A 16,878-nucleotide genomic window follows, 5' to 3' on the forward strand; every position below is an offset into this window, starting at 1 on the left:
CTAACCATTCGTCTCACAGGCATCTGCACCTAAGCAGGTTTCTTGTGAGCCGTCGGCTTAACTTTTATCGTAAATCACACCGAGCGGTTCGGTACTATTCGCGCATTGGATAAACCTTCATGACGTCACAACCGCTGCTCTCACAACTGCTGCGACAAGCAGGCACGGCGCTCTGCACGATCTCACTGGTCGGCTGTGCGGTGGGTCCTGACTTCGTGAAACCCGACGACAGGCTTGCAGCCGTTCAACTGTCGCCCAGGGCGGATTACGCGCAGGCTCAGGAAACATCCGCTGCGAACTTCCCATCGTCATGGTGGACGCTGTTCAACGATGACGTGTTAGCGGATCTGCAAGCCCGTGCGCAGGCGGGCAACCTGAACCTGCAGATCGCTTCCGAGCGCATTGAGCAAAGCCGGGCGCAGTTGGGGATTGCTTCCTCGCTGCTGCTGCCCAGCGTGGGCGCATCGGCAGGCTATTCCCGCGAGGCCCTCAGCGAGCACGGCAAGTTTGCCGCGTTGGGTGCACCGACGAGCGCGAGCGATTTCTGGCAGTTGGGATTCGACGCCAGTTGGGAACTCGATCTGTGGGGCCGCGCGCGGCGATCGCGCGAAGGCGCCGCAGCCGCCTTCGAGGCCACTGTGTATGAGCGCGAGGCGGCACGGGTGGCCTTGTCCGCCGAAGTGGCCCGCACCTACCTCCAATTGCGAGGAACGCAGGCGCAACTGGACATCACCCGGCAGAACCTGGAGGTCGCCGATCGCACCCTGCGCCTTGCCGAAAGCCGTGAGCGCAACGGTGTCGCCACGCGCTTTGAAACCGCTTCGGCGCGCGCGCAACTGGCAACGGTGGAGGCGCTGGTGCCAGAACTGGTCCAGCGCCGCAACACGCTGATGAACGCCTTGGCACTGCTGCAGGGGGAGGAGCCGCGCGCCCTCGATGCGCAGTTGCTTGAGGCGATGCCCTTGCCTTCGCTTCCTTCCAATGTGCCGGTGGGCCTGCCCTCCGAATTGGCGCACAGGCGGCCGGACATACAGCGCGCCGAAGCCCAGCTCCATGCCGCGACGGCGGCCATCGGCGTCGCCAAGGCCGATTTCTACCCGCGGATCGGCTTGCGGGGAAGAGTCGGCGTCGAGGCCTTCGAGTTCAACGACCTCGACAGTTGGGATTCCCGGTTCTTCTCCGTTGGCCCGACAGTCTATCTCCCGATCTTTCAGGGCGGTCGTTTGAAGCAGCGCCTGGCGCTGAACGAGGCACGGCAAAGAACAGCCGCCATTGCCTATCGGCAGACGGTGCTGCAAGCCTGGCATGAAGTGGACAACGCCCTGGACGCCTGGGCAGCCCAGCAGCACCGACATGCCGAATTGCTGGTTTCGTATGAACAGAACAAGCAGGCGCTGCATGCTGCCGAGCGCGGCTATCAGGAAGGCGCTGCCGACTACCTGAATGTCCTGGCCGCGCAGCGTGGCGTCCTTGCCAGCCAGACCAGCCTCAATGCCAGCGCCACCAACGCCGCGCTCACCCTGGTCAATCTCTACAAGTCGCTGGGCGGTGGCTGGGACCCTGACGCACTCACATCCGACCGGCAGGCCGGCGGCGATGCGCCCCTGACGACCACTGCGTCGTCTGCCACCTCGCCATCAAAGGCCGGCCAATGAGTGCCGCAGCGTTGCAGCCGACAGCGGCGCCACCCGCACCCGCTGCTGCGGTAGCCCCTCCGAAGCGGGCGATCGCCGGGCTGGTCGGCATCCTCATCGCGGCCATGATGGCCGGACTGAACAACCGCGTGGGCGCGTTGGCGCTGGCGGACGTGCGTGGCGCGCTGGGCTTCGGCCTGGACGACGCCTCCTGGCTCACGACCGTCTATAGCGCCGGCGAAGTGATCGCCATGCCGTTTGCGGCATGGTTCGCCATCACGCTCTCAGTGCGCCGCTTCGAGCTGTGGATGATCGGCGCATGCACCTTGCTGGCGGTGTGCATTCCCTTCATCCATGACCTCGATCTGCTGCTGGCCATGCGCTTCCTGCAAGGCATCGCCAGCGGCACGATGATTCCCGTGCTGATGATGGCGGCGTTGAAGTTCCTGCCACCCCACATACGGCTGCACGGACTGGCGCTGTATGCACTGACGGCCACCTTCGCCCCCAACCTCTCGATCTGGCTGGCGGGGCAATGGACGGATGGCCTGTTCGATTGGCGCTGGGTGTACTGGCAAATCCTTCCGCTCGCGGCCATTGCCGCCTTGTTGATCGGATGGGGCCTGCCGAAAGACCCGATCCAGACAGACCGCTTCCCGCAGGCCAACTGGCCGGGCATGGCTTTCGGCATGCCGGCATTTGCCCTGATTACCGTCGCCCTGGATCAGGGCGTGCGGCTGGACTGGTTCAACTCCCCCCTCATCGTCGTCTCATTGGTGGCCGGGCTGACGCTGCTGGCGGCCTATCTGCTGACGGAGTGGTATCACCCGGCGCCGTTCATCAAATTGCAGATGCTCAGCCGCCGCAACCTGGCGTTGGGCTTCACCTTGTTCATCTGCCTTCTGGTCGTGCTGACCTCTGGCGTGATGTTGCCGATGACCTATCTCGGGCCGCTCCAAAGCTACCGACCGCTTCAGATGGCACCAATCGGGCTCATCGTCGCGCTGCCTCAACTGGTCCTGGGTTCCGTGGTGGCGCTGTTCCTGTACCGGAAATGGGTCGATGCCCGATTCGTGTTCGCGGGCGGCCTGCTGCTGATCGCCCTGGCGTGCTTCTTTGGTGCGCAATTGACTTCCGATTGGAACCGCGACCAGTTCGTTATGACGCAGACGCTGCAAGCCTTTGGCCAGCCCATGGCTGTCGTCTCGATGCTGTTCCTGTGTACCAGCGTCGTACATCCCAGCGAAGGCCCGTATGTGTCGGGGAACATCAACACGCTGCGCGCCCTGGGGTCGGTACTCGGGGGCGCGGTGGTTGGGCAACTCGTGACCGTGAGACAGCGGTTCCACGCGGAAATGCTGCTGGACCACGCTGCGTTGGTAGGCAACTCCGTCCCGCTTGCTCCGGAGCCCGCTCAACTGATGGGAATCATCGGCCAGCAGGCGCTGGTGCTGTCAGTCGCGGATGCCTATCGCGTACTCGGCGTTCTGGCGCTGGTGATGGTCCCCTTCGTATTGCGGCTGACCTGCATTCCCGCCCCCGACTTGCAGGCCGCTGCTCCTCAATCCAAACCTTTGCCCCAAGGATAGTTTCACCATGGCCATGCCGAAGAAAGCCAAGATTACCAGTGCCGTGCTGCTGCTCGCAGTCGCAGTGGGCTGTGTCATTTATCTGAATCGTCCCGAGTCCAGCGCATCGACCCAATCTACGGACGATGCCTACGTCCAAGCCGATTTCACCCTCGTCGCGCCGCAGGTGTCCGGCGTGATCGGAAAGGTACTGGTCGAAGAAAACCAGCCAGTGAAGGCTGGGGATTTGCTCGTCGCCATCGACGACCGGGATTTCATCGTTGCGGTGAACACGGCAAAGGCACAGGTCGCCGCTGCCGAGGCCAGTGTCGAGGGGCTTGCCGCGCGTGTGGTGCAGCAGGAAACCGCGATACGTCAGGCGCAGGCGGCCGTTGCGGTGGACGATGCAGAACTCAAATTGGCAGAGGCCAACCAGAAACGCTACCGGAACCTGGCCTCCGATGGATCAGGTTCGATCCAGGCACAGCAACAGGCCGAGGCGCAGTTGGCCATTCGGCTGGCCAGCCGGGACAAGAATCGCGCGGGCCTGCAAGCGGCGCGGCAGCAGACGGACATCCTGAAAGCCGATCTTGAAAAGGCCAAGGCTGCGCTTTCTCAAGCGCAAGCCGCACAGGCCGCAGCGGAGTTGAAGCTCTCCTATACCCAAATCACGGCGCCCATCAGTGGCGTGATCGGCCAGAAGTCAGTGCGCGTCGGATCGTTCGTGAATGCCGGCAAACCATTGGCGGCCGTCGTTCCGCTGGATGCGGTCTACATCACGGCCAACTTCCGCGAAACGCAGTTGGCGCGCGTGCGGCCTGGGCAGCCGGTGGACATCAAGGTGGATGCCTTGCCGGGTACCGAGTTGAAGGGAACCGTGGAGAGCCTGGGGCCGGCCAGTGGCGTCAGCTATTCGGCCGTCGCGCCACACAACGCCACGGGCAACTTCACCAAGATCGTCCAGCGCCTGCCTGTGCGTATTCGCATCGACTCCGACCAGCCTGATGCGGCGAATCTGCGCGTCGGTATGTCCGTAACGCCGAAGATCCGCATCGGCGACTAGGTCATCACTCCAACATGAGGAGCCACACAAATGAGGCAATACCTTTATCGCGTAACTCTGGAGCAATTGACGGATTCACATGGCGTCCCCAGTGAACGCAAGCCTCTGCAGTTTAAGGTTGGGAATCATGACGACATCATCTCTGTCGTGACGTGGATTCGCAGCAGAGGTGATTTCAGCAGCCAGGCAGATGCGGCGGCATTTGCGGTTGGCCTGAAGCTGTTTGGCGGAGCCATCCTGGCGAACAAAGACAACCCGCTTCTATTTTCATTCCTGCCGCAGCTATATCAGTTTGTCAAGGATTTGAAAGCAGGATCAACCGACAGCCAAAGAAAAGACTGATTGTTCTCTTTGCGAAATGGGATGTGAATCGCCATGGAGCTTCGTCACCTTCGATACTTCCTGGCCGTGGCCGAAGAACTCCGTTTCGCTCGTGCGGCGGAGAAGCTGCATATTGAACAATCGCCGCTGTCGCGGGCCATCAAGGAACTGGAGGAAGAACTCGGTGTGGCGCTGTTTGCCCGTACCACGCGCAGTACGCGGCTAACCCATGCCGGAACATTGTTCTTGGAGCATGTGCGTCGCGTGTTTGCCGCCTTGGAACAAGCGCGTGATAGCGTGAAAGCGGCAGCTAATGGCTTTCATGGACAATTGCGAGTGGCCTTGTCGGATGGCATTACACCGTCGCGCTTGCCGACCTTGTTGGCGTTATGTCGTCAGGAAGAACCCGAGGTCGAAATCCGCTTCTTCGAGGTGCCGCTGTCGCAGCAGATTAAAGGGTTGCACGATGATCTATACGACGTGGGGTTTGCTCAGTCCGACGAGGTGGGCGATGGCATCGTCGCGTTGCCAGCTTGGAGTGATGCGCTAATGGTGGCGGTCCCCGCTCGCCATCCTCTACTGGCCCACAAGCGTATCCCCTTGGACGAACTGCTGCGCTATCCGCTGGTTTTGTGCGATCCGCAAGTGTGTGAAGGCCATGCCAAACACGTGGAACGAGTGCTGCGTCGTGCTGACATGGAACCGTTGATCGCAGAGCGAGTTGCCACATGCGATCTGATGATGGCGCTGGTATCAGCCGGCTTCGCGCTCGGGCTGGCGGGCGCTGCGCATATTTCCGCCAGCCGTGAACCGGGAGTGGTAGCGCGGCCACTTGCGTCGCGTGTACCTCCGCTGACGACTTACTTGCTTCGTCTTGACGGTGATCCGTCCGACGAACTTGCACGGTTCATCGAACGGGTACAGACAATTGAAACGCCGGAGACTCCCAGGCCCATCCGAGGCCGCAGTTCTGATCCACCGGAGGAATTGATGCCATGAAGAAAATCATTCCGTTCTTGCTCGTGACCGCCTTGTCTGCTTGCGGCCAATCCGAGGCACCTCAGAAGGCCGCCGATTCGGAGACGAATATTCCGACGGTGGAAGAGCTGGCGGCCAACCCTGACCAGCTTAAAGGACTGCGCCAACAGTGCAAGACCGATCGCCCCAAGCTGGGCGACATGCTGTGCAACCGGGTGGCCGAAGCCACGCGCAAGCGATTCTATGGCGACGGCGAAACGCCCTATACACCGCCGAAAGAGTCGCCAAAGTTCTGATTGTTGGCCGCTCGCCGATTCGCCTTCACTTTTTTTTCGACACGCCGCAATGCGCTCGCGCTTGCGGCGTTTTTCTTTGGTTCGCCGTCGCACTCATTCTGTCTTTTTGCTCGACCTTTCTTCTGAAAACGGTCTTTGACCGGCACTGACCCGGCACCGATCCTGACGCCTGCGGCACGCCTTTGTGCCGCTCTTTCCATGAGGAATCAGCTCAGGAGAAATCGGAGGCCAGGTCATGCAAGGGACGAACGTGCTGTTCGGTCAGATCGCCGTGGTATTCGGCATCGTGATCGCCGGCGTGTGGGGCGCCACACAATGGACAGCAGCGGCCCTTGGCTACCAACTACGCCTTGGCTCGCCCTGGTTTGATTTCTTCGGCACGCCGGTCTATCACCCGTGGCGGCTGTTCGAGTGGTGGTTCTTCTTCGACGCCTACGCGCCGCGCGTGTTCGACACCGGCGGCGCCATCGCGGGCGGCAGCGGTCTTGTTGCCGTGCTGGTGGCGATTGGCATGTCGATCTGGCGCTCGCGGCAATCGCGCCTGGTCACGACCTACGGCTCGGCCCGCTGGGCGAACGCGGATGACATTCGCAAGGCCGGCCTCACACAGCCGGCCGGCGTGTTCCTCGGCCAGCACGATCGCCAGTACCTGCGTCACGAAGGCCCGGAACACGTCCTGACCTTCGCGCCCACGCGCTCGGGCAAAGGTGTCGGCCTGGTGGTGCCGACGCTGCTGTCCTGGCCGGCCTCGGCCGTCATCCATGACATCAAGGGCGAGAACTGGCAGATCACCGCCGGCTGGCGCAGCCGATTCAGCCATTGCCTTCTGTTCAACCCGACCGATGCGAAGTCGGCGGCATACAACCCGCTGCTGGAGGTGCGGCGTGGCGCGCATGAAGTGCGCGACGTGCAGAACATCGCGGACATTCTGGTCGATCCCGAAGGCGCGTTGGAGAAGCGAAACCATTGGGAAAAGACCTCGCACGCGCTGCTGGTCGGGGCCATCCTGCATGTGCTCTACGCCGGCGAGGACAAGACGCTGCGCGGCGTCGCCAACTTTCTCTCCGATCCGGCCAGCCCGTTCGAGCTGACCTTGCACCGGATGATGACCACGCCGCACCTCGGCGACGGGCCGCATCCGGTCGTCGCATCGGCGGCGCGTGAAGTCCTCAACAAGAGCGACAACGAACGCTCGGGCGTGCTGTCCACGGCCATGTCGTTCCTCGGCCTTTACCGCGATCCCACGGTGGCCGAAGTCACCTCGCGCTGCGACTGGCGCATCGCCGACCTGATCGCTGCGGAACATCCGGTGTCGCTGTATCTGGTGGTGCCGCCTTCGGACATTTCGCGGACGAAGCCCCTCATTCGCCTGATCCTCAACCAGATCGGGCGGCGGCTCACCGAATCGCTCGACGGTTCCGATGGCATCGCGCGCCGCCACAAGCTGCTGTTGATGCTCGACGAGTTCCCGGCGCTGGGGCGCCTGGACTTCTTCGAGACGGCGCTGGCCTTCATGGCGGGCTACGGCATCCGCAGCTTCCTCATCGCGCAGTCGCTCAACCAGATCGACAAGGCGTATGGGCAAAACCACTCCATCCTCGACAACTGCCATGTGCGCGTGACGTTCGCCACGAACGACGAGCGCACCGCCAAGCGGATTTCCGAGACGCTGGGCACGGCCACCGAGCTGCGCGCGCAGCGCAACTATGCCGGCCACCGGCTCGCGCCGTGGCTAGACCACCTGATGGTGTCGCGCCAGGAAACCGCGCGCCCGCTGCTGACGCCGGGCGAAGTCATGCAGCTTCCACCTGACGAGGCCGTGGTGATGGTGTCCAGCGTGGCACCGATCAAGGCCAAGAAGCTGCGCTACTACGCGGACGCCAATTTCAAGCGTCGCGTGCTGCCACCGCCCGCGCTGGCGGATGGGCAGTACGCCGACGCGCCGCCATTGCGGCCCGACGACTGGAGCGGGTTGGCGATTCCCGCCGTGCCCACCGCACCCGCCGCGGCATCCGCTGATGGCCTGGGTTCCGCCGATGACGGTGGCCCACGCCGTCAGCCCGAACTCTCCGAAACCGTCGCCTACGACCCCGAGCTTGCCGCGCCTGCGGCCGACCTTGGGCTGCTCGATGACGACGACGACCTGCCGCTTCCCCTTCCTCGCCAGTTCGATCCAGCCATGCAGCGCACGGCCCGGCTGGCTTCCCTCGACCCCAACGACGGAATCGAGCTATGAGCCAATATCGCCTGAATCTCTTTATCCAGCCGGAGCACGCCAAGCGCCTGGACGAGCTGGCCGCCAAGAAAGGCGTGTCCAAGTCGTCCATCGTCGCGGCGGCGCTCGCATCGTGGCTGTCGCCCGATGCCGCCGACCAGCGCGAAGCGGCTATCGCCAAGCGGCTGGATCGCCTGTCGCGCCAGGCCGAGCGTATGGAGCGCGACCAGAACATCCAGATCGAAACGCTGGCGCTGTTCATTCGCTACTACCTCACGGTCAGCGCGCCAGTCCCCGAGGCGCACCAAGAGGCCGCCCGCGCCCAGGGCAAAGCTCGCTTCGAGCAGTTCGTTGAACAGTTGGGTCGGCACCTGCTGCGCGGGCGCAGCCTGGTGCGCGACGTGGTGGAGGAACTGCATCCCGACCCAATGCGGATGGAAGACGCGGCGGCAGCCGCGCAAGCGCAGGAGCGTGCGTCATGAGCGCCGTTCCACAGTCCATGAGCGCCACGTCGCTCGACCGCCGCATCCAGATGCTGCGCACGGCGATGGGGCCGCTGATCGCCGCTGCGCTCGAAGACCCGGACGTGGTGGAGGTGATGCTGAATCCCGATCGCACCCTTTGGGTGGATCGGCTTTCCAGTGGGCGCGCGCCGATGGGCGTGGAACTGCCCGAGGCGGACGGCGAGCGAATCATCCGCCTGGTCGCGGCCCACGTCGGCGCAGAAGTCCATCGCGGCCAGCCGCTGCTGTCCGCCGAGTTGCCCGAAACGGGCGAACGCTTCGAGGGCATCTTGCCACCGGCAGCGCCGGGGCCGGCCTTCGCGCTGCGCAAGCGCGCCATCGGCGTGATTCCGCTGGAGCGGTACGTCATCGACGGGATGATGACCAGCGCGCAAGCGGGCTTTCTCGTTCGCGCCGTGCGCGAGCGGCAGAACGTGCTGATCGCCGGCGCCACCAGCAGCGGCAAGACCACGCTCGCCAATGCGTTGCTCGCCGAAATCGCCGCCACCGGCGACCGCGTGCTGGTGCTCGAAGACACGGTGGAACTGCAATGCGCAGCCCGCGACCACGTTCCGCTGCGCACCCGCGCAGGCGTGGTGTCGATGACCGAACTGGTGCGCTCGTCCATGCGCCTGCGGCCTGATCGCGTCGTCGTTGGCGAAGTGCGCGGCGCCGAGGCACTGGATCTGATCAAGGTGTGGGGCACAGGCCATCCGGGCGGTATCGCCACGATCCATGCCGGCTCCGCGCTCGGCGCGCTGCTGCGCCTGGAGCAACTGATTCTCGAAGTGGCGGTGAACCCTCCCCGTGCGCTGATCGCCGAGGCGGTCAACGTAGTGATTCACATCGCCGGACGCGGGCGCAAGCGCCGCATCGAGAACATCGCCCGCGTCGTCGGCTTCGACGGCGTGGGCTACCAATTGGCGGACGCGCTGGAAACGCCGTTTCCCGAGCTGCCGCCACGTCCCGATGCCGCCCCCGCTGCGGCGACTTCCCCATCGCCTGACTCACTTGGAGAACTGCCATGACGCAGATGATCGTTCCTGCTTTCCGTTTTTCTGCAAATCCGGCTTTGCGTCTTGCGCGGCTGCGCTGCCTGGCCCGCCCTGCGGCGCAAGGGCTGCTGCTGGCCGCGCTGCTGTTGTTCCTGGCCGGAACCGCGCAGGCCGCCGGTTCCTCGATGCCGTGGGAAGGCCCGCTGCAATCCATCCTCGAATCCATCCAGGGGCCGGTGGCGCGCATCGTCGCGGTCATCATCATCATCGCCACCGGCCTTGCGCTGGCCTTCGGCGACACCTCCGGCGGATTCCGCAAGCTGATCCAGATCGTCTTCGGCCTGTCCATCGCCTTCGCGGCTTCGAGCTTCTTCCTGTCGTTCTTCAGCTTCTCCGGCGGGGCCGTCGTATGAGTGCCCCGGACACCTTCGCGGACGGCTTCGAGGTGCCGCTGCATCGCTCGCTGACCGAGCCGATTCTGCTTGGCGGTGCGCCGCGCACCGTGGCGATCGCCAACGGCACGCTGGCCGCCGCCGTCGGGCTGGGCCTGCAACTGTGGATTCCCGGCGTGGTGCTCTGGATCGTCGGCCATTCGCTGGCGGTGTGGGGTGCGCGCGTCGATCCGCAGTTCATGCAGGTCTTCGCCCGGCACATCAAGCACCGCTCGCTGCTGGACGTGTGAGGGGAGGACGCCGCGATGCTGAACCTCGCCGAATACCGCCAGCGCCCGGCCTTGCTTGCCGACTGGCTGCCCTGGGCCGGACTGGTCGCGCCGGGCGTCGTCTTGAACAAGGACGGCAGTTTCCAGCGCACGGCCCGGTTTCGCGGGCCTGACCTCGACAGCGCGACGCAAGGCGAGCTGATCGCCACGTCAGCGCGGTTGAACAACGCGCTGCGCCGCATGGGATCGGGCTGGGCGCTATTCATCGAAGCCGAGCGCCGGCCTGCGGCCGATTATCCGCACTCGGAGTTTCCCGAGCCGCTTTCGTGGGTGGTGGAGGAAGAACGCCGGGCCGCCTTCGAGGAATCGGGCAATCACTTCGAGAGCGGCTATCACCTGACGCTGCTTTACCTGCCGCCGGAAGAATCCCGCGCCCGTGCAGCCAAGATGCTCTACGAGAACACGCCGACGAATGGCGTGGACTGGCGCGAGCGGCTGCAAGCCTTCGTCGCGGAGACGGATCGCGTCTTTGACCTGCTCGACGGCGTGATGCCGGAAATTGACTGGCTCGATGACGCGCAGACGCTGACCTACCTGCACGCGACCATCTCGACGCGGCGCTATCGCGTGGGCGTGCCCGAAGTGCCGTTCCACATCGACGCGCTGCTGACCGATTCCGCGCTGGTCGGCGGCCTGGCGCCCATGCTGGGCGACCAGCACCTGCGGCTGGTGTCGGTGCGGGGCTTCCCGACCTCGACCTGGCCGGGGATTCTGGACGACCTCAACCGCCTCGGTTTTGCGTACCGCTGGAGCACGCGCTTTCTCTGCCTCGACAAAGCCGAGGCGGAAAAAGAACTTTCCCGCCTGCGCCGCCAGTGGTTCGCCAAGCGCAAGAACGTCATCGCGCTGCTGCGCGAAACGATCTTCCAGCAGGAAAGCCCGCTGGTCGATACCGACGCCAACAACAAGGCCGCCGATGCCGACGCCGCCTTGCAGGAGTTGGGCAGCGATCAAGTCGCCTTCGGCTATCTGACGGCGACCGTCACCGTCATGGACGAGGACGCCGCCGTCGCAGACGAGAAGCTGCGCATGGTGGAGCGCGTCATCCAGGGTCGGGGCTTCGTCACCATCCCTGAAACGCTCAATGCCGTGGATGCCTGGCTGTCCTCGCTCCCCGGCAATGCTTACGCCAACGTGCGCCAGCCCATCGTCTCGACGCTGAATCTGGCGCACATGATGCCGGTGTCGGCGGTATGGGCCGGGCCGGAGAAGAACGAACACCTCGACGGCCCCCCGCTGATCGTGACACGCACCGACGGCGCCACGCCGTTCCGGCTGGTGACGCACATCGGCGACGTGGGCCATACGCTGGTCGCGGGGCCGACCGGCATGGGCAAGTCGGTCTTGCTCGCCACGCTGGCGATGCAATTTCGCCGCTATCGCGGCTCGCGCATCTTCGCCTTCGACATGGGCCGCTCCATGCGGGCCGCCATCCTCGGCCTGGGCGGCGAACACTACGACCTGGGCACGGATGGCGAAATCGCCTTCCAGCCACTCGCGCGCATCGACCGTGAGGGCTACCGCACCTGGGCCGCCGAATGGATCGAAGGCCGCTTGCTGCACGAAGGCGTGGCGATCGGCCCCGACGAGAAGGCGGCTATCTGGTCGGCGCTGGGAAGTCTCGCCGGTGCGCCGGTGGAGCAGCGCACGATGACGGGACTTTCCGTGCTGCTGCAATCGAACACGCTGCGACAAGCGCTGTCGCCCTATGTGCTGGGTGGCGCCCACGGCAAGCTGCTGGACGCCGACCACGACCGGCTGGGCATGGCCGACGTGCAGTGCTTCGAGATGGAGGAGCTGATGCACAGCAAGGCCGCCGTCATGGCCGTGCTGCATTACCTCTTTGCGCGTTTCGATGAACGCTTCGACGGGGCGCCCACGCTGCTGATCCTTGATGAAGCGTGGCTGTTCCTCGATGACCCGGTGTTTGCCGCGCGTATCCGCCAGTGGCTCAAGACACTGCGCAAGAAGAACGTCAGCGTCATCTTCGCCACGCAGAGCCTCGCCGACATCAAGGATTCGAGCATCGCGCCCGCGATCATCGAGAGCTGCGCGAGTCGGATTTTCTTGCCCAACCCGCAGGCCACCGAGCCGCAGATTCGCACGATCTACGAGGGCTTCGGCCTCAACAGGCGGCAGATCGAGATCGTCGCCACCGCGCAGCCCAAGCGCGACTACTACTACCAATCCCGCCTCGGCAACCGCCTGTTCGAACTCGACCTGGGGCCGGCGGCTCTGGCGTTTGCGGGCGCTTCCACGCCGCAAGACCAGCGCGACATAGACCGCGTGCTGCTGGACGCCGGCGTGCCCGGCTTCGCGGGCGCCTGGCTGCGCCATCGCGGCCTCGATTGGGCGGCCGACCTGCTGCCCTCGTTCCCCGGCCTCGCGCCGGGTTCCCTCGCTGACCAACCTCTGGAGAACCTGCCATGAATAAGCGCCTTATCGCCGCCGCCATCGCGGCCATGCTTTGCACCGCCACCGCCCATGCGCAATGGGTCGTGGTCGATCCCACGAACCTCGTGCAGAACACGCTGACCGCGATCCGCACGTTGCAACAGATCAACAACCAGATCCAGCAGCTTCAGAACGAAGCGCAGATGTTGATGAACCAGGCGCGCAACCTCGCCAGCCTGCCGTCCAGCGTGGTGAACCAGTTGCGCGCCAATTTGGCGACGACCGAGCGGCTAATCGCCCAGGCGCGCGGCCTGGCCTACGACGTGACGAATCTGGATCGGGAGTTCGCGCGCCTGTATCCCGAGCAGTACGCCGCCACCGTCAGCGGCGACCAGATGTACCGCGACGCGCAGGAGCGTTGGAGGAACACGCTCCACGGCTTGCAGACCACCATGCAGATGCAAGCGCAGGTATCGCAGAACCTGGGCGAAGACGAAAGCGTGCTGGCCGACCTCGTGGGCAAGAGCCAGTCGGCCGAAGGCGCGTTGCAGGCGATGCAGGCCATGAACCAGTTGCTGGCTTTGCAGGCCAAGCAGTCGATCCAGTCGCAGCGGCTCCAGATCACGCAAGACCGGGCCGCCTCGCTGGAGCTGGCGCGGCAGGCGGCGGCCACCGAACGCGCCCGCGAGGTGCGGCGGCGCTTCCTGGGTGAAGGCACGCCGTACACGCCGCAGCGCGTGGACTTCTACGGCAACTGACGGAGGCCGCCATGCGATGCGTCCTCGCCCTGTCGGTTTCGCTGCTTGTGGCGCTGCTGGCCGCTTGCAGCGAGCAGCCGACCGACAACCTTGCCGATGCCCTGACCGCCGATCCCGTGCGGCTCAAGGCATTGCGCGCGCAATGCGCGGCCGACCGGCAGGCCACGGGCGAGGACGCTTGCCGCGCCGCCGCCGAAGCCTTCCGGCGGCGCTTCTTCTCCGGCCAGGCCGGGCCGGATGAGTACCAGACGCTGGCCGACCTGCCGCCGATCCCGCCAAGTTTCGATGCACCGGCCGAATCGGACGACGGCAGCGAATCGCCGGCCGCATCCGATCAAGAGGACGCGCCATGAATGACGTGACCATCATCGACCGCTTCCTCAGTATCTTCGCCGCCTACATCGACTCGGGTTTCGGGCTGTTGCAGGGCGAAGTGGCCTTCCTCACCGCAACGCTGATCGTCATCGACATGACGATCGCCGGACTGTATTGGGCGATGAGCCACGCCACCGGCCAGGGCGAGGACGTCATCGCCAAGCTGCTGCGCAAGGTGCTCTACGTCGGTGCCTTCGCCTACATCATCGGCAACTTCAACTGGCTGGCCGGCATCGTGTTCCGCTCCTTCGCCGGGCTGGGCATCACCGCCACCGGCTCGGCCATCACGATGGAGAACTTCTTGCAGCCGGGCCGGCTGGCGAAAACCGGCATCGACGCAGGAGCGCCGATTCTGGAGCAAGTCGGCGAGATGGCCGGCTTCCCCGAGGTGTTCGTCAATCTTGACGCCATCACGGTGATGTTCCTCGCCTGGCTGATTGTGGTCTTGAGCTTCTTCGTGCTGGCGATCCAGCTATTCATCACGTTGATCGAGTTCAAGCTGACCACGCTCGCAGGCTTCGTGCTGGTGCCTTTCGCGCTCTGGAATAAGACGAGCTTCTTGGCGGAAAAGGTGCTTGGCAACGTGGTGTCGTCTGGCGTCAAGGTCTTGGTGCTGGCTGTCATCGTCGGCATCGGTTCGGGCGTGTTCGCGGAGTTCCAAGTCCATCCCGCCGAGCCTTCCATCGACCATGCGCTGGTCATCATGCTGGCCTCGCTCACCTTGCTGGCGCTCGGGATCTTCGGCCCCGGTATCGCCACGGGCCTGGTGTCCGGTGCGCCGCAACTCGGCGCGGGCGCGATGGCCGGGGCCGCTGTCGGCGCCGCCGGCACGGCCGTTGCCGTCGGCGCTGCCGCGACGGGCGTAGGCGGCGCCGTCATGGCCGGGGCGCGCATGGCGCCTGCCGCCGCCAAGCTCGCTGGCAGCGGCGCGCGTGCTGCCGCCTCGACGGCCAGCAGCGCACGCTCGGCGTTTCAGGCCGGTTCCGCCGCCGCAGGCGGTGGCGCGAAGGGCGCGATGGCCGGCTTGGGCAACGTCGCCAAGACCGGCGCGCAGTCCGCCGGGCGCGGCATCGCATCCCGTGCTTCCGCTGCTGGGCAACGCATGGCAGCTCCCTTCCGCTCTGGTTGGAACGGCCAGGCGGCTGACGGCGACTCGGCAGCCGGAGCATCCGGCCAGGCCGCCGCAGGCGAGGCCACGTCCGGCGCAGCCAATACACAGCCCGCTTGGGCCAAGCGGCTGCATCGCCGCCAGCAACTCACCCATGCCGCGACCACCACCGCCCATGCGCTGCGCGGCGGCGACGGCGGCGGCTCCGGCCAGGGGCCGAGCCTGCGCGATTCCGATTCATAAGGAGAACTGACAATGCGATTCAAGAAACCGCAGGTGCGCTATGCCGACACGCCGCAGCCTGCCACGCCGTACCAAGCTGCCGGCCAGGTATGGGACGAGCGTATCGGCTCGCCGCGCGTGCAGGCGAAGAACTGGCGGCTGATGGCCTTCGGTTGCCTGACACTCGCGCTGCTGATGGCTGGCGGCCTGGTGTGGCGCTCGGCGCAGTCCATCGTGACGCCCTACGTGGTGGAGGTGGACAGCGCGGGCCAGGTGCGCGCCGTCGGCGAAGCCGCCACGCCTTACCGGCCCAACGATGCGCAGACCGCGCACCACATTGCGCGCTTCGTGACGCTGGTGCGCTCGCTGTCCATCGACCCCATCGTCGTCCGCCAAAACTGGCTGGACGCCTACGACTATACGACCGACAAGGGCGCAGCCGTGCTCAACGACTACGCGCGGGTCAACGACCCATTCGCACGCATCGGCAGGGAGTCGGTGACAGTGCAGATCGCCAGCGTCGTGCGCGCCAGCGACACGTCTTTCAACGTGCGCTGGACGGAACGCCGCTACGTCAACGGCGCCGCGGCTGGCCTAGAGCGGTGGACGGCCGTGGTGTCCATCGTGCTCCAGCCGCCGCGCACCGAAGAACGCCTGCGCAAGAACCCCCTGGGCATCTACGTCAACGGCTTGTCGTGGAGCCGAGAACTGGATTCTTCCGAAGGAGCCAAGCCATGAACCTGTCTTTCCGTATTTACGTTTCCGTGCTGATGCTTGCGGCCCTGGCGGGCTGCGCCACGCAGGGCAAACCGCCGCCGGTGATTTCGCTCGATGAGCCGGTGCAGGCTCAGCCGCTGCCCGAGCCGCCCGCGCCGGTGGAGGTGGTGGCCGTACCCGAGGTGTTGCCGATGCCGGCGCAGTTGAAGCCAGCGCCCGAAGCAGAAGACGCCAAACCCACGCCGGAACCGGCCGACGAGAAGGTGCGCGTCTCGCGCGCCAATGCCGAGGCCCGCGTCGCACCCACGCGCGAGGGCTACGTCAACGCGATTCAAGTCTGGCCCTTCACCGATGGCGCGCTGTATCAGGTCTATGCCGCCGTGGGTCGCGTGACCGTGATTTCGCTCCAGCCGGGCGAAGAACTGGTGACGGTAGCCGCCGGCGATACCGTGCGCTGGATCGTGGGTGACACGTCCAGCGGCAGCGGCGCCGAGTTGCGCGTGAACGTGCTGGTCAAGCCGATTCGCTCGAGCCTCAAGACCAACCTCGTCATCACTACCAGCCGCCGCACCTATTTGCTTGAGCTGACCTCGACGGAAAAGACGTGGATGGCGTCGGCGTCATGGGAGTACCCGCGCGACCGGATGCTGGCATTGCAGCGCCAGGCGCAGGCGGCCAGTGCCGCCGCCCCGGTCGATACCGGACTGTCGCTGGAGAAGCTGCGGTTCCGCTACGCGATCAGCGGCAGCAATCCGCCGTGGAAGCCGCTGCGCGCCTTCGATGACGGCGAGAAGGTCTATATCCAGTTTCCGCCGGGCATCGCGCAAGGCGAGCTGCCACCGCTGTTCGTCATCGGCGCGCAGGGCGATGGACAACTGGTGAACTACCGCTTCCGCTCGCCGTACTACATCGTGGATCGGCTGTTCGGCGCGGCCGAACTGCGCCTGGGCAGTGACAAGGGCGACGTGGTGCGAATCGAGCGCACGGACGGCGTTGCGCGGAGGAACTGA

The 16,878-nt window shown here is 65.2% G+C and carries 17 protein-coding genes; all 17 read left to right on the plus strand.

Going from position 1 to position 16,878, the window contains the following annotated elements:
* Positions 1–119: 119 nt before the first annotated feature.
* The 17 genes from AC1HIL_RS18370 to trbG all read left to right on the plus strand — a co-directional run bounded on the left by AC1HIL_RS18370 (position 120) and on the right by trbG (position 16,878).
* Positions 120–1,655, plus strand: coding sequence for an efflux transporter outer membrane subunit (locus AC1HIL_RS18370; protein WP_005304555.1), 1,536 nt, complete (start codon positions 120–122; stop codon positions 1,653–1,655).
* Positions 1,652–3,223 carry an MFS transporter gene (locus tag AC1HIL_RS18375; protein WP_005304552.1) on the plus strand — a complete coding sequence of 524 codons (1,572 nt, stop codon included), beginning with the start codon at positions 1,652–1,654 and terminating at the stop codon, positions 3,221–3,223. The genes AC1HIL_RS18370 and AC1HIL_RS18375 overlap by 4 nt, the downstream gene beginning before the upstream one ends.
* A gap of 7 nt (positions 3,224–3,230) precedes the next feature.
* A complete protein-coding gene (locus tag AC1HIL_RS18380; protein ID WP_005304549.1) occupies positions 3,231–4,265 on the plus strand; it encodes an HlyD family secretion protein in 1,035 nt (344 codons plus the stop codon).
* A gap of 30 nt (positions 4,266–4,295) precedes the next feature.
* A complete protein-coding gene (locus AC1HIL_RS18385; RefSeq protein WP_005304546.1) occupies positions 4,296–4,607 on the plus strand; it encodes a DUF3861 domain-containing protein in 312 nt (103 codons plus the stop codon).
* Between the two features lie 33 nt (positions 4,608–4,640).
* Complete coding sequence (locus AC1HIL_RS18390) at positions 4,641–5,585, plus strand: LysR family transcriptional regulator (protein WP_005304543.1); 945 nt, start codon at positions 4,641–4,643, stop codon at positions 5,583–5,585.
* A complete protein-coding gene (locus AC1HIL_RS18395; protein ID WP_005304541.1) occupies positions 5,582–5,860 on the plus strand; it encodes an EexN family lipoprotein in 279 nt (92 codons plus the stop codon). Before AC1HIL_RS18390 ends, AC1HIL_RS18395 begins: the two co-directional genes overlap by 4 nt.
* Before the next feature lie 235 nt (positions 5,861–6,095).
* Positions 6,096–8,096 carry a conjugal transfer protein TraG gene (locus AC1HIL_RS18400; RefSeq protein WP_043373736.1) on the plus strand — a complete coding sequence of 667 codons (2,001 nt, stop codon included), beginning with the start codon at positions 6,096–6,098 and terminating at the stop codon, positions 8,094–8,096.
* Positions 8,093–8,557, plus strand: coding sequence for a ribbon-helix-helix protein, CopG family (locus AC1HIL_RS18405; protein ID WP_005304534.1), 465 nt, complete (start codon positions 8,093–8,095; stop codon positions 8,555–8,557). The genes AC1HIL_RS18400 and AC1HIL_RS18405 overlap by 4 nt, the downstream gene beginning before the upstream one ends.
* The gene (trbB, locus tag AC1HIL_RS18410; RefSeq protein WP_005304532.1) at positions 8,554–9,606 is read left to right on the plus strand and encodes a P-type conjugative transfer ATPase TrbB; all 1,053 of its coding nucleotides are present in this window, start codon (positions 8,554–8,556) and stop codon (positions 9,604–9,606) included. The genes AC1HIL_RS18405 and trbB overlap by 4 nt, the downstream gene beginning before the upstream one ends.
* Positions 9,603–9,986, plus strand: coding sequence for a TrbC/VirB2 family type IV secretion system protein (locus tag AC1HIL_RS18415; protein ID WP_005304529.1), 384 nt, complete (start codon positions 9,603–9,605; stop codon positions 9,984–9,986). Before trbB ends, AC1HIL_RS18415 begins: the two co-directional genes overlap by 4 nt.
* On the plus strand, positions 9,983–10,255 hold the full coding sequence (locus tag AC1HIL_RS18420) for a VirB3 family type IV secretion system protein (protein ID WP_068681373.1): 273 nt from the start codon (positions 9,983–9,985) through the stop codon (positions 10,253–10,255). The genes AC1HIL_RS18415 and AC1HIL_RS18420 overlap by 4 nt, the downstream gene beginning before the upstream one ends.
* Before the next feature lie 15 nt (positions 10,256–10,270).
* Positions 10,271–12,724, plus strand: coding sequence for a conjugal transfer protein TrbE (gene trbE, locus AC1HIL_RS18425; RefSeq protein ID WP_102905524.1), 2,454 nt, complete (start codon positions 10,271–10,273; stop codon positions 12,722–12,724).
* Complete coding sequence (trbJ, locus tag AC1HIL_RS18430) at positions 12,721–13,446, plus strand: P-type conjugative transfer protein TrbJ (protein WP_028240148.1); 726 nt, start codon at positions 12,721–12,723, stop codon at positions 13,444–13,446. The genes trbE and trbJ overlap by 4 nt, the downstream gene beginning before the upstream one ends.
* A gap of 11 nt (positions 13,447–13,457) precedes the next feature.
* Positions 13,458–13,799, plus strand: coding sequence for a hypothetical protein (locus AC1HIL_RS18435; RefSeq protein ID WP_028240147.1), 342 nt, complete (start codon positions 13,458–13,460; stop codon positions 13,797–13,799).
* The gene (trbL, locus tag AC1HIL_RS18440) at positions 13,796–15,172 is read left to right on the plus strand and encodes a P-type conjugative transfer protein TrbL (RefSeq protein WP_028240146.1); all 1,377 of its coding nucleotides are present in this window, start codon (positions 13,796–13,798) and stop codon (positions 15,170–15,172) included. Before AC1HIL_RS18435 ends, trbL begins: the two co-directional genes overlap by 4 nt.
* Positions 15,173–15,184: 12 nt before the next feature.
* A complete protein-coding gene (trbF, locus tag AC1HIL_RS18445; protein ID WP_028240145.1) occupies positions 15,185–15,889 on the plus strand; it encodes a conjugal transfer protein TrbF in 705 nt (234 codons plus the stop codon).
* Positions 15,886–16,878: a P-type conjugative transfer protein TrbG gene (trbG, locus tag AC1HIL_RS18450; RefSeq protein WP_028240144.1), complete on the plus strand. Its 993-nt coding sequence runs from the start codon at positions 15,886–15,888 to the stop codon at positions 16,876–16,878. Before trbF ends, trbG begins: the two co-directional genes overlap by 4 nt.

Source organism: Variovorax sp. ISS6, assembly GCF_056523145.1.